The sequence below is a fragment of the Kribbella sp. genome (assembly GCF_035687465.1).
Taxonomy (GTDB): domain Bacteria; phylum Actinomycetota; class Actinomycetes; order Propionibacteriales; family Kribbellaceae; genus Kribbella.
Genome location: NZ_DASRXP010000480.1, coordinates 1 through 13295 on the forward strand (window position 1 = coordinate 1; position 13295 = coordinate 13295).

Annotated in this window: 7 protein-coding genes; 1 reads left to right on the top strand and 6 read right to left on the bottom strand. The window is 67.5% G+C overall.

Going from position 1 to position 13295, the window contains the following annotated elements; all coding sequences use genetic code 11:
- Both VFG33_RS25280 and VFG33_RS25285 read right to left on the bottom strand, forming a co-directional pair.
- The coding region (locus VFG33_RS25280) for a LacI family DNA-binding transcriptional regulator (RefSeq protein ID WP_325055439.1) at positions 1 to 977 on the bottom strand (977 nt) is incomplete at its 3' end.
- Between the two features lie 58 nt (positions 978 to 1035).
- On the bottom strand, positions 1036 to 3174 hold the full coding sequence (locus VFG33_RS25285; RefSeq protein WP_325055440.1) for a discoidin domain-containing protein: 2139 nt from the start codon (positions 3172 to 3174) through the stop codon (positions 1036 to 1038).
- Between the two features lie 266 nt (positions 3175 to 3440).
- Here VFG33_RS25285 and VFG33_RS25290 point away from each other — a divergent pair, with 266 nt between their 5' ends.
- The gene (locus VFG33_RS25290; RefSeq protein ID WP_325055441.1) at positions 3441 to 4379 is read left to right on the top strand and encodes a DUF1996 domain-containing protein; all 939 of its coding nucleotides are present in this window, start codon (positions 3441 to 3443) and stop codon (positions 4377 to 4379) included.
- A 51-nt stretch (positions 4380 to 4430) separates the two neighbouring features.
- On the opposite strand, the gene VFG33_RS25295 is transcribed toward VFG33_RS25290, so the two are convergent.
- The 4 genes from VFG33_RS25295 to VFG33_RS25310 all read right to left on the bottom strand — a co-directional run.
- Entirely contained in the window at positions 4431 to 5432 is a 1002-nt protein-coding gene (locus VFG33_RS25295) for a sugar phosphate isomerase/epimerase family protein (RefSeq protein WP_325055442.1), read from the bottom strand.
- 232 nt (positions 5433 to 5664) lie between these two features.
- The gene (locus tag VFG33_RS25300; RefSeq protein ID WP_325055443.1) at positions 5665 to 11061 is read right to left on the bottom strand and encodes a ThuA domain-containing protein; all 5397 of its coding nucleotides are present in this window, start codon (positions 11059 to 11061) and stop codon (positions 5665 to 5667) included.
- Positions 11062 to 11187: 126 nt separating this feature from the next.
- On the bottom strand, positions 11188 to 12348 hold the full coding sequence (gene xylA, locus VFG33_RS25305; protein ID WP_325055444.1) for a xylose isomerase: 1161 nt from the start codon (positions 12346 to 12348) through the stop codon (positions 11188 to 11190).
- Positions 12345 to 13295 (bottom strand): Gfo/Idh/MocA family protein (locus tag VFG33_RS25310; RefSeq protein WP_325055445.1); only part of this gene is annotated, 951 nt, incomplete at its 5' end. The genes VFG33_RS25310 and xylA, both read right to left, overlap by 4 nt.

Below are 13295 nucleotides of genomic sequence, written 5' to 3' on the forward strand. Positions count from 1 at the left end.
GGGTCGGTGGGGTTGGCGATCTGGTGGAGGAGCATCCGGGACATCTCGGCGGCCATGTCTTCGATGGGCTGCGCGATGGTAGTGAGGCGAGGACGGCTGGCGTTGGCCGGGGCGCTGTCGTCGAAGCCGATCACGGCCACCTCTTCGGGGACCGACCGGCCATGCTCACGCAGTACCCGGAGCGCGCCGGCGGCCATCAGGTCGTTCGCCGCGAACACCCCGTCGAGAGCAGGCTGAGCGGTCAGCAGTTCGGTCATCGCGGCCTCTCCGCTCTCCATCGTGAAGTTGCCATAAGCAACTGTGACGAACGGCTGGCCGTGCCGCGCCATCGCCTGCCGGAAGCCGGTCAACCGGTCCTGTGCGGCCGGTACGTCGGCCGGGCCGGCGATGGTGACGACCTGTCGGCAGCCGCGGGCGACGAGTCGTTCCGCGGCCAGGGCGGCACCGACCTCGTGGGCAAGGTCGACGAAGCTGATCGGCGTCGGCAGCCCCGGCCGGGCGAACAGTACGGCCGGCAACCCAGCAGCGACGAACAACCCCGGCAAGGTGTCGTCGGCATGGGTGGAGACCAGCAACGCGCCGTCGGCCTTGCCCCGGCGTACGTAGTCGACCGCCTCCAGGCGGGCCGTGTCGGAGTCGGCGAGCACCAGCGTGGGGTGGATCCCTTCCGTGCGCAGGTGTTTGACCACTCCCCCGGTGACCCGGCCGAAGAACGGATCGCCGAAGACCTGCTCGGCGGAACCGTCCGAGCCGGAGATCACCAGCGCGATGGATCCGGTCTTGCGGGTCACCAGGGAACGGGCCGCGGAGTTCGGCTGGTAGCCGGTCTTCTTCACGGCCGCGTTCACCTTGGCGCACATCTTCGGGTCGACGGTGGGCACGCCATTGATGACGCGAGACGCGGTGGCCCGCGAAACACCCGCCACCCTGGCGACATCTTCCAGGGTGGGGGTGGGGTTCGGGGCCGGCTGCGTCATGGCACCGGATCGTATCTCTGTCAACGAGCAGTCCCCTCTCCTTTGTCCACAGGTGAAATCAGCGCCGGTAGATCCCGAACTCGTAGAGGGAGTAGCCGAAGCCGGTACCTCGTTGCGTCCCGGTGAGCCGCACATACCGTCCGGACCCGCCGACCGTCAGATCGTCGACGTCACCGTTGCCGTCAGCGGTGCTGTAGAGCGCTCTCCAAGCGGTCCCGTCGTCGGAAACCTCCACCCGGTAAGAACGGGCGAAAGCGCCTTCCCAGATCAGCTGGATCCGGTCGAACGACGTCACCTGCCCGAGATCGACCTGCACCCACTGCGGATCCGCCCAGTCGCTCGCCCAACGGGTCGTGTTGTTGCCATCGGTGACGTTCGACGGCGGGAACGGGGCACCGTTTCCCACCTGCTGGTACGACGAGGCGGTCGCGGGCCGGCCGCGAGCCACATTGGTCCCCTCGACCGGTGGCGCGACCACCCGGAACGAGCGGGTCTCGATCCCCACATTGCCACGGCCGTCGCGCACGTAGTCGTACAGCTTCCAGACGCCCAACCGCTGCGGCACGGTCACGGTGAATGTCCCGTTCCCACCCGACGACGGCGTGGTCACCAGAGCCGAACTGTTGTCGATGTACTTGCCGCCGACCTTGAACTCATGCGTCAACTGGTCCCCGTCGGGATCACTCGCGCTCACATTCACGGAGATGGTTCCGCCGGCCGGGACGTCCGTAGTACGGCTGAGTGTCATGTTGGTGATCACCGGCGAGGTGTTGCCGCCCGACGGACCACCGTAGGCCTGCCGGACCGCGTAGTACGAGAGCCGCTTATCGCCGCCCGGGGTCAGGTTGAACCAGACCGCACCGAAGTCGTTCTCGGTGCCGTAGTGGAACAACGTGGCTCCCAGAGCGACACCCGCGTGTCCCGTGATGCAGTTCCAGGCCGCGAGATAGCCGTCCCGCTTCTGGAGATCAGTGGGCTCGTCCGGTACTCCGTTCGCGTCGTTCGGCACCTCCCACTCACCGGCGGGACCGCCCTCGGTCAGGATGTAGGGCTTCGTGTAGTTGCCGTTGATCCAGTCCTGCTTCACCTGGCAGACATGCCCGTACGAGTTCACCGCCAGCAGATCGAGGTCGGGCGAGTAGCGCGCGAAGTACGGCCAGGCACCGGTCCACGCGTCCGTCGAGGTGACCGGGTGGTTCGGATCGATCGCGTGGATCGCCTTCGCGGCATCGTTGACGAAGGTGGCGTAGGCGATCCGCTGCTGCTCGAGCTCGGCGCCGGAGTAGCAGTTCTGCAGCCCCAGAACCGACTCGTTGCCCACGTTCCACAGCAGCACACCGGGATGATCCTTGTACTCCGTGGTCCAGCGCCGGATCTCGCCGAGCATCGTGTCCTTATAGGCCGCATCGGTCACGTAGTTGACGCAGCCACCGCTTCCGGGTCCACCACCAGGTTGGAGCCAGTAACCGGCGATCACGCGGATGCCGTTGGCCGCCGCCGCATCGAAGAGCGGCTTGGACCCGGCATCGGTTCCCCAGGTCCGCACAGTGTTGACACCGATCGACCGCAGTTGCGGCAGGTGCTCGGCCGCGGCCGTTGCCGGCGGCCCCCAAGTCAGACCCTTCACCTGGTACGGCGCACCGTTGACCTGTAGTTGCCAGTTGCCCTGACTACCGGTGATCTGCACAGTCCCAGCGCCCTGTGGTGGGCCGGAACCAGGCGTGCCGTGCACCTCGAACTCCCACAGCGAGTAGCCGTAGCCGCCGGCTCGCTGCGTGCCGTAGAACCGGACGTAGCGTCCGTTGCCGTTCACCTGCAGGGTTTCCGTGCCGCCCTGACCTGTGGTGGTGCTGTAGACCCGGCTCCAGGTCTGCGCGTCGGCGGACACCTCGATCCGGTAGGCAGTGGCGTACGCCGCCTCCCAGCGCAGCACGAGCTGACTGATGTCCGCGGCGGCGCCGAGATCCACCTGGAGCCATTGCGGATCGCTGAAGACGCTGGACCATCGCGTGGTCGGATCACCGTCGACCGCGGCGGTTGCCGGCGTACCGGCGCCCTCCGAGGACGAGGCCGTCACCGGGCGGCCCTGCGACAAGAGGGTGGCGGCCTGCGCGGGTTGCGCCGTCAGGACGGCGCCGCCGAGCAGCAGGGCGATCGCGGACGCGGCAGCGATCGCCGGGCGGGTCGCGAAGTTCATCGGGTAACTCCTTCGCTGTGTGCAGAGGGGGCGGACAGCACAGCTGGCCGAGAAAGCTCAGAGAGCGCTCTCTCGCGAGCTGATGGTCGCGGCCCGATCAGCCGGTTGTCAATGCCTCGTCACGCTCAGCCGGTTCCGGAACCGCGCAGCCCTTGACACCTCGGGCGGCCGGATCGAGGCTGTTTCAGAGAGCGCTCTCCCGCGATTGGTCCGACCGCGGGTATCCGATCCATCGCCCCGCGGAATCCCCCGACAGGAGGAGCTCCGTGTTCAAGAGAAAGAGAAAGATCCTGTTCGCCGGCGGCACCGCCGCCCTCACCATCACCGCCTTGCTGACGGCCGTCGCTGGTTCGTCGGCGCAGGCGGACGACCTGGTCACTCATCACGAGTTCCAGGTCAACTGCACCGTGAACCACCGTGCGAACGACGACCCGATCGTGTTCCCGAACCTGCCGGGCGCCTCGCACGAACACAGCTTCGTCGGCAACACCACGACGAACGCCGCCACCACCACCGACTCCCTGCTCGCACCGGGGCCGGGGGCAACCACCTGCCTCAATCCGGACGACCTCTCGGCGTACTGGTGGCCGACGATGTTCCGGGGCGACCAGCCGGTGATCCAGACCTGGGCACAGGTCATCTACTACAAGTCGGGCATCCTGGACTACCAGGCCGTCCGTCCGTTCCCGCCGGGCATCCGGTTTGTCGTCGGCAGCCCCACCGCGACCCAGGATGCCTTCCGTACGGCGCCCGGCGCCGTGGAGGGCTGGGAGTGCGGCGACAGCACCCACAACTGGGACCTGCCGGCGAACTGTCCGCTCGGGACCCAGCTCAACATCCGCTACCAGGCACCGAGTTGCTGGGACGGTGTGCATCTGGACTCGCCCGATCACAAGAGCCACATGGCGTATCCGGTGAACGGCGCCTGTCCGGCGAGTCACCCGAATCCGGTGCCGATGCTGGAGTTCAAGATCGCGTTCCCCGCGGACGGTGACGTCACCAACGTCCGGCTCGCCAGCGGACGTGGGTACTCCTGGCACTACGACTTCTTCAACGCGTGGGACGTGCCGACGCTGGCCGCCCTGGTGAGCCATTGCATCAATGGCGGGCTGCAGTGCAACTCACGTGGGTTCGACCTCTACAAGCCGCAGCGCGGTCAGGTGCTCGGCGACAACTACCGCCTTCCCGGGCGCCCGACCATCTGAGTGACCCCTGTGGTGCTGAGGCGTGAGCAGGGCCTCAGCACCACAGGACCGTTAGGAGGAGAAGGCTGCGTCGAAGGACGCCGTCGGCGGGTCGAAGGCCAGGGAACGGACGAACTGGAGGGCCTCGGCGGCGCCCACCAACCGGTCCATGCCGGCGTCCTCCCACTCGACCGAGATCGGCCCGGTGTAGCCGATCGTGTTGAGCATCCGGAAGCAGGCTTCCCACGGGACGTCGCCATGGCCGGTCGAGACGAAGTCCCAGCCGCGCCGCGGGTCGCCCCAGGGCAGGTGCGAACCCATCCGGCCGTTGCGGCCGTTGCCGACCTGGCGCTTCGCGTCCTTGCAGTCGACGTGGTAGATCCGGTCCTTGAAGTCCCAGAGGAAGCCGACCGGGTCGAGGTCCTGCCAGACGAAGTGGCTCGGGTCCCAGTTGAGCCCGAACGCCTCCCGGTGGCCGATCGCCTCCAGCGTCGCGGTGGTCGTCCAGTAGTCGTAGGCGATCTCCGACGGATGCACCTCGTGCGCGAACTTCACCCCGGCCTCGTCGAACACGTCGAGGATCGGGTTCCACCGGTCGGCGAAGTCCAGGTAGCCGGCCTCGATCATCGACGCCGGTGCGGGCGGGAACATCGCCACCGTCTTCCAGATCGACGAGCCGGTGAACCCGACCACCACGTCCACCCCGAGCCGGCGGGCCGCCCGGGCGGTGATGCCCATCTCCTCGGCCGCACGCCGCCGGACCCCCTCGGCCTCCCCGTCGCCCCAGATGTGCGCGGGCAGGATCGCCTCGTGCCGCTGGTCGATCGGGTCGTCGCAGACCGCCTGGCCGAGCAGGTGGTTGGAGATGGTCCAGACCTTGAGGTTGTACTTCTCCAGGATGTCCAGCCGGTTCCGCACGTACGCGTCGTCCTCGGCGGCCTTGCGAACGTCCAGGTGATCACCCCAGCAGGCGATCTCCAGCCCCTCGTACCCCCATTCGGAGGCCAGCCTGGCCACCTCCTCGAACGGCAGGTCGGCCCACTGGCCGGTGAACAGGGTGATCGGTCGAGCCATGACGGTCTACTCCTTGCTCCAGACAACAGATAGGTGGTGTCCCCGGTGCCGCGACCGGAGCGCAGGTTGCGGCACCGGGAACGAGGACCGGCGGACCGGTCCCCCGCCGGCCGTGCGAGACCGCTCTGCTGTTCCTGAGGGGCGGGGCCGAATCCACCCCGTCGGAACAGCAGCTCCTGTACGCCTCTCCGCGTCGGACAGGATGCGCTCTCGCACGGCGACGTTCATGAGGTCAGAGCCTCGACTTGAGGTCTTGACCGACTGCGGTCAGCAGGGTGCGGGCCGGGACGTTGCTCACCGTGCGGGCCTTGGCGATGAACAGGTTCAAGGCCACGGCGGCCACGGCTGGGTGGCCCTTCTTCTGCTGTTGTTCGGCCAGGGCGAGCTGGACCTTCATCACCACGGCGGTTGCCAACGGCAACGTCCTGGCGACCCGGTACCGCTCGACCAGCTTGGTCGCCTCGGCGTACGACGCGGTGACCGTGAACGGCACCTTCGTCACCGAGGTGTTGCCGGCCTTGTCCTTCGCGGTCGCGGCCAGCTCATGCGCTTCCAGACCGAGCAGGACACCGTCCAGCTTCCCGGCCGGAGAGAGCGGTTTCCCATCGACGGTCAGCGTCACTCCGGCCACTCCGGAGAGCGCGTCCACCGCGGTGGCAGCCACACTGATGACCGAGGCGACCCCGAGCTTCCCACCACTGGCCAGGCCGGTGACGGTCGACTTCGGAGCGGTCCGATCCACCTTGACCGTCACGGACTTCGCCTCGGACACGTTGCCCGCGGTGTCACTCGCCCGCACCTGCACGGTGTGCGTCCCATCGGCCGACAGCGTGACCGGAGTCGTGTACTCCGACCAGTCCCCGTCACCGATCTTCTGCTCCAGGTACAACTGCCCCGGCTGGTTGTCCGTCGCCATCGCCGTCGCGACGACCGCGTCCGTCCACCAACCGTTCAGACCGGACGGAGCCGACGGGTTCACCGACAGGTTCACCTGCGGCGCCACCGTGTCCCGGACGATCTTGAAGTAGTCGAACTTGGCGGTCTTCGACGCGGCCTGGTCCACCCCGAAGGCGTAGACCCCGAAGCTGGCCGAACTGAGCGCGGTGTTCGTCACCGCGGGCAGTGCGGTCCAGGTGACGCCGTCGGCGCTGTACGACCCGGTGAAGGTCGACCCCGCCTTGGCCAGCCGGAGGTGCCAGACGCCCTGGGTGGGCGCAGGCGATGCGTTCGGCGCGGGCTGGACGATCGCGTTCGCCACTTCGCTGCGGAGCTCGATCCCTCGAGTCACCGCCGAACCGGTGGCGTTCGTGGTCAGGAAATCCAGCTTCACGTAGTTCGCGTCATCGGCGTACACCATCAATCCGGCCTGCTGGAACGCCTCGTTGAACGAGGACGCGTCCACCTTCGTCTCGACCGTCCAGTCACCGTCGGGAGCCGGCTGCAGCAGCAGGTTCTTCGGGTTCGTGGCGGTGCCCTGGTAGATGTCACCGTTGCTGGTGTCGATCTCGGCCGCTCCCCCGGTCACCCTGTACGCCGCCGGGTCGGGCCGCACGATGGCGGACCACCTGCACGCGTCCAGCGCAGTACCGGCGAACTCGTCGTCCGGGGTCGGGGTCTCGGCGGTGTCGTCCGGCGTGATGCTGAAGTAGTCGAACGACGCCGAGATCGGCAGTGCCTCGGTCCGGTTGGCCAGACCGAAGAGACCGATGCGCGGGTTGGTGATCCCCGCCAGACTCTTCGTTTCCGGCATCTCCGTGAAGGTCGCGCCGTCGGAGCTGTAAGCAGCCTTCAGGTTCGCGCCGTCGCTGGTGAACCGCACCCAGACGGTGTCCGGGTACGCCGCTCCGAGGTTGGCGGTGTTCGAGGCAGCCACCTCGTTCGGCGTACCGGCTTCCTCCCGGATGAACTGGAAGATCCGGTCATTCGCCGACGCGGCACCGGTCGACCGGCCCTGCAGCACCATCTTGGCGTAGTTGTCGTCATCGCCGTAGACGATCAACCCGGCTTGCTGGTAAGCGAGTCGCGCCTCCAGCGTCAACTTCGCCGTCGCCTGCCAACCGCCCGCGGGCAGCGGCTGCAGCACGATGTTCGGCGTCCCGGTGTTGCCGGTTCCGTAGATGTCCGTCGCCGTCAACGGCAGCACCAGGTTGCCGTTGCTGACAGCAAGTTCCTGGTTGCCTCGGACAATGGAGTCCCACCGGCCGGTGTCGACCGCAGTACCGTCGAATCCGTCAGAACGACCGGTCAGACAGGTCGGCGTCGCCGGCGAATCCACCTTGATCGGGATCTTCGCAGTACCGGCTGCGCCGCGTGCGTCCGTCACCGTGACGGTTGCCGTGTGCGTGCCGGCGACGGTGTAGGTGTGGCTGACGGATGCACCCGTCGCCGTGGCGCCGTCGCCGAAGCTCCAGGCGTAGGTCAACGGCAGGTCGCCCTCGGGATCGGTCGCCGCCGAGGTGAAGTCCACCTTCAGCGGAGCCTTGCCCTGGGCAACAGATGCGGTCGCCGTCACGTTCGGGCGCTGATTGTCCGTGACGCCCTGGCCGAGGAACTTGACCCAGTTGACGTTCAGCTGCCCCGTCGTCTTGACGAAGTACAGCGGACCGCTGGTCAGCGAGGCTCCACTGACCGCGCCGGTGAAGTCGCCGTACGTCTGCCAACCACCGGTCGGTGTGACCTGGATGGTCGCCACCACCGGACCATCGGTCGGTGACCCCTGTCGCACCTGCACGGTCGCACCCAGGTCAGGCGACGCCGCCCTCAACTGGATCTCCTCGATCCCTGTCAGGTTGGTGGGCTTCCAGCCCCACCAGTCGCCGTCCTCGATGAAGCCGATGTTCTTCCCACCGCCGGCTGAGTCACCGGTGTCCTCGGTCCGCACGCCAGGAGCGTCACCCGGCCCGCCGGTCTCGTTGAAGTACTCCGCCTCGCGGGTCTTCGGCTGGAGCTGAACCACCTTCTGGGTGGTGATCTTGCCCGTGCCAGGAGCACCCTTGTCGGTGTACGTGACGGTCACGATGCCGAAGATGTTCGCGCCGACATGGCCCTCGTCACCCGGCAGCGGGAAGACCCCCTCGCACCCGTGGTACTGCTCGTACCCGTGCGCGTGCTCGTCGTGCCCGAGGGCCGGTTGGGTGACGACATCGTTGCAGTCGATCGTGCCGTCCTCCGGATCGGTGACGGTCACCTTGTAGCGGACGGTGTCGCCGAAGTCGAAGAACCCGCCGTCGACCGGAGCCTCGACCGTGATCGTCGGGGCGGTGTTGCCCGAGGTGATCGTGCGGTTGGAGACTGCCGTCCGGCCGTCCGGATCGGTCACCGTCAGCCGGGCCGCGAAGACGCCTGGGGAGGCATAGGTGTACGTCGGCTTGGCCTCGGTACTGTCAGTCGTCCCGTTCCCGTCGAAGTCCCAGGCCAGCGTGATCGGCTGCCCGTCGGGATCTCGCGAACCGGTCGAGTCGAACGCCACCGTCAGCGGCGCCGGACCTGACGTCTTGTCGGTGCTGAACTGCGCGATCGGTGCCCGGTTCCCTTGCACATAGTCGATCCGGTAGATGCCGGAGTCGGCGTTGTTACCGCCGAACCCGCTCCCCCACTCGATCACATAGAGCGCTCCGTCCGGCCCGAACTGCAGCGCGTGCGGGCGGATGAAGTCCAGGTCCCCGAGCATCCGGGAGACGTCCGCGACCTTGCTGCGGTCGTCGTTCAGCTGCACCGAGAACAACCGGCTGTCGTTCCAGTCCGCGAAGACGGCCTTGCCATCGAAGTACTGCGGCCACTTCCGGTCGGAATCGCTGTCCGGGTTGAACTGGTACGCGCCGCTCGTCATCGGCGCACCACTGCCACCGATCTCCGGCGAGCCCGTGGTCGACTTACCCATCCAGAGGCTGGCGGGAATTGCCGCCGGCAACTGGTTGATACCGGTGTTGTTCGGCGAGTTGTTGACCGGCGCGTTGCAGTCGAACGTCGCACCCGAAGTACTGGTCGCGAAGTCATAGTCGTTGTACGGCGTGTTGTTGCCCACGCAGTAGGGCCAGCCATAGAAGCCGGGCTTGTCCAGGATGTCCCACTCGACCCGGCCATCCGGTCCACGCGTCGGGGAGACCTGGCCCGCGTCCGGTCCGTAGTCCGCCACGAACAGGTGGTTCGTGGTCGGGTCGATGCCGATCCGGAACGGGTTGCGGAAGCCCATCGCGTAGATCTCGGGCCGGGTCTTCGCCGTCCCCGCCGGGAACATGTTGCCGTCCGGGACCGTGTAAGAGCCGTCCGCCTCCGGGTGGATCCGCAGGACCTTGCCGTTCAGGTTGTTGCTGTTCGCCGCACTCCGCTGGGAGTCCCAGGCGGCGCGGCCGGCCCGCTCGTCCAGCGGCGAGTAGCCGTCGGAGTCGAAGGGGTTGCTGTTGTCGCCGGTGGCGACGAAGAGGTTGCCGTTGCCATCGAACTCCAGTGCTCCACCCGCGTGACAACACTGGTCTCGCTGGGTGTCGACCCGTAGTACCTGCTTCTCACTCGCCAGGTCGAGGGTGTCGCCGGTGACCTTGAAGCGGGAGACCTTGTCGTAGGGCTCGGTGCCGGCCGGCGAATAGTACAGATAGACGAAGCCGTTGTCAGCGAAGGCCGGATCGAGCGCGATCCCGAGCAGCCCGAACTCCTGACCGGTATAGACGTTCAGCGTGGCGGCGGTGACCACGGTCCCGTCAGCCTTGACGATCTTCACGGCACCGTTGCGGTCGATGTAGAACACCCGGCCGTCCGGCGCGATGGTGAGCTCCATCGGGTTGCTGGTGTCGTCGTCCAGCGTGACCTTCTGGTAGTTGGCGCTCAGCGACGCCCCACAGTCCGCCGCTTGCACTCCCGCGGCCGTCTTAATCCCGCCGAGCAGGTGCTTGCGGAAGGTCGGGTCGGCGAACGACTCGATCGTGTGACCCATGCCGGTGTACCAGGCGCGGCCACCGTCATAGTCCTGACACCAGGCGATCGGGTGCTCGGCCCCCATCGTGCCGCCGGTGTACGACGTCTCGTCGAGCGAGGCGAGCACATGCACCGCGTTGCGCGGGTTCGTCTGGTAGTTGTACCACTCGTCCGTGCGGTTCCAGGTCGTCGGCGCATCGGCGGTCGACGGGTGCGCGTGGTCCTCCACCTTCACGTTCGCGTTCGGAGTACCGGCTGGATGGCTCGCGAAGTAGCTGCCCACCAGCTTCCCGTACCAGGGCCACGCGTACTCCGTGTCCGAGGCGGCATGCACACCGGCATAACCGCCACCGGCCTGGATGTAGCGCTCGAAGGCAGCCTGCTGGTCCGCGTTCAGCACGTCACCCGTGGTCGACAGCCAGATGACGACCTCGTACTTCGCCAGCTCGGTGTCGTTGAACATCGTGGCGTCCTCGGTCGCGGTGACCGTGAACCCGTTCTCCGTCGCCAGCTGCTGGATCGCCGTGATACCGGCCGGGATCGAGTCATGCCGGAAGCCGGCGGTCTTGCTGAAGATCAGCGCGTTGAAGGTCTCGTCGCCGTGCCCTGGATGAGCGCGTGCGGGGGTGGCTGTCAGTGGTATCGCCAGTGCGGCGATCAGGGCGAGCACGACTGCACGTATCAACGTGCCGTGCAGGCGCCTGCGTAGCTGGATCATCGGGAGCTCCTCATGGGTCGGATAAGGTGCGCGCTCCGTCCGGGGCGGGACCCCGGGTGTTCGGCCCTGGTACTGCCTTTCAGCTACTTCCCGTGCTCTGCCCGGCGCGGGATTCTTCTCCGTCGGTCAGCGGACACCCAGCAGGTGGTCCATCGCCAGCTGGTCCAGCCGCTCGAACCCGAGGCCACGTGCACCCAGGGCGTCGGCGTCGTACGTTGCCTTGCGCAACTCGTCGAGGGTCTCGCCCTCGCCCAGTGTGGGCTGCGCGAGATCGGTGACGCGGGCTGCCGCGAGTGCCTCGGCGACCTCGGGATCGGCCCGGAACGCCTGCACCTTCTCCCGCAGGATCAGGTAGTTGCGCATACAGCCGCGCGCGGTCTCCCAGACACCGTCGAGGTCCTCGGTCCGCGGCGGCTTGTAGTCGAAGTGCACGTAGCCGTCGTAACCGGGTCCGCCCGATGAGCCCTGCAGTACGTCGACGGTCCAGAACGCCTCGCGCAGGTTGCCCGCACCGAAGCGCAGGTCCTGGTCGAACCGGGGGCCGTGCTGACCGTTCAGGTCGATGTGGAAGAGCTTGCCGTGCCACAGCGCCTGAGCGATCCCGTGCGCGTAGTTGAGCCCGGCCATCTGCTCGTGGCCGACCTCCGGGTTGATCCCGACCAGCTCGGAATCCTCGAGGTCGTTGATGAAGGCGATCGCATGCCCGATGCTCGGCAGCAGGATGTCGCCGCGCGGCTCGTTCGGCTTCGGCTCGATCGCGAAGCGGATGTCGTAGCCCTGCTCGCGGACGTAGCCGGTGAGCAGATCCATGGACTCCTTGTACCGGTCGAGCGCAGCGTGCACGTCCTTGGAGCCACCCGACTCCGCGCCTTCGCGGCCACCCCAGAGCACGTACGTCTTCGCCCCGAGCTCGGCAGCCAGGTCCACGTTGCGGAGCACCTTCGCCAGGGCGTACCGGCGTACGTCGCGATCGTTGGCCGTCAGGCCGCCGTCCTTGAAGACGGGGTGGCTGAAGAGGTTCGTGGTGGCCATCTCGACCACCACGCCGGTGTCGGCGAGCGCCTTGGTGAACCGCTCGAGCACCTGCTGGCGGCGGCTGTCGTCGGGCACCAGGTCGTCGTCGTGGAAGGACACCGCGGCGGCGCCGAGTTCGGCGAGCTTCTCGACCGCGAGGACCGGGTCCAGCGGCGCGCGGACCGCGGTACCGAAGACATCGACGCCTTCCCAGCCGACCGTCCAGAGACCGAAGGAGAACTTGTCCTCTTTCGTGGGCGTATATGAGTTCATTCAGGAATCTCCTGCCATTGTCGGGAGGTCGAGCTGTCCTCGACGGCCGCGAGCACGCGCTGCACCTGCAGCCCGTCGGCGAACGACGGCTCCGGGTCCTTGCCCTCGGCAATCGCCGTGACCAGGTCGACCACTTGATGGGTGAAGCCGTGCTCGTAGCCGAGCAGGTGACCCGGCGGCCACCACGCCGCGACGTACGGGTGCACCGGCTCGGTCACGAGGATCCGCCGGAAACCGGCGGTCTCCGGCGGCTCGGTCGCGTCGTAGTAGTGCAGCAGGTTCATGTCCTCGAAGTCGAAGGCGAGGCTGCCCCGGCTGCCGTTGATCTCGATCCGGATCGAGTTCTTCCGGCCGGTCGCGAACCTGGTCGCCTCGAAGACGCCCAGGGCCCCTTCTTTGAAGCGGGCCAGGAAGATCGCGGCGTCGTCGACCGTGACGGGACCACGCTCGGTGCCCGCCTCGCCCGACAGCCCGCTGTGCGCGGCGGCGACCGGACGCTCCTTGACGAACGTCTCCAGCTGCCCGCTCACCTCGGCGATCCGGTCGCCGGTGATGAACTGGGTCAGGTCGACGATGTGCGCTCCGATGTCGCCCAGCGCGCCGGAGCCGGCCTTCTCCTTGTCCAGGCGCCACGACAGCGGCGCCTCCGGGTCCGCGATCCAGTCCTGCAGGTACTGCGCCCGGACGTGTCGGATGGTGCCGAGCTTGCCCTCGGCCACCAGTTTCCTGGCCAGGGCGATCGCCGGCACCCGCCGGTAGGTGAACCCGACCATCGACCTGATCCCCTTGGCCGAGGCGTCGGCGGCCGCGGCCGCCATCGCCTCGGCCTCGGCGACCGTGTTGGCCAACGGCTTCTCGCAGAGCACGTGCTTGCCGGCCTGGAGCGCGGCGACCGCGGGCTCGGTGTGCTGATCCCACATGGTGACGATCGACACCGCGTCGATGTC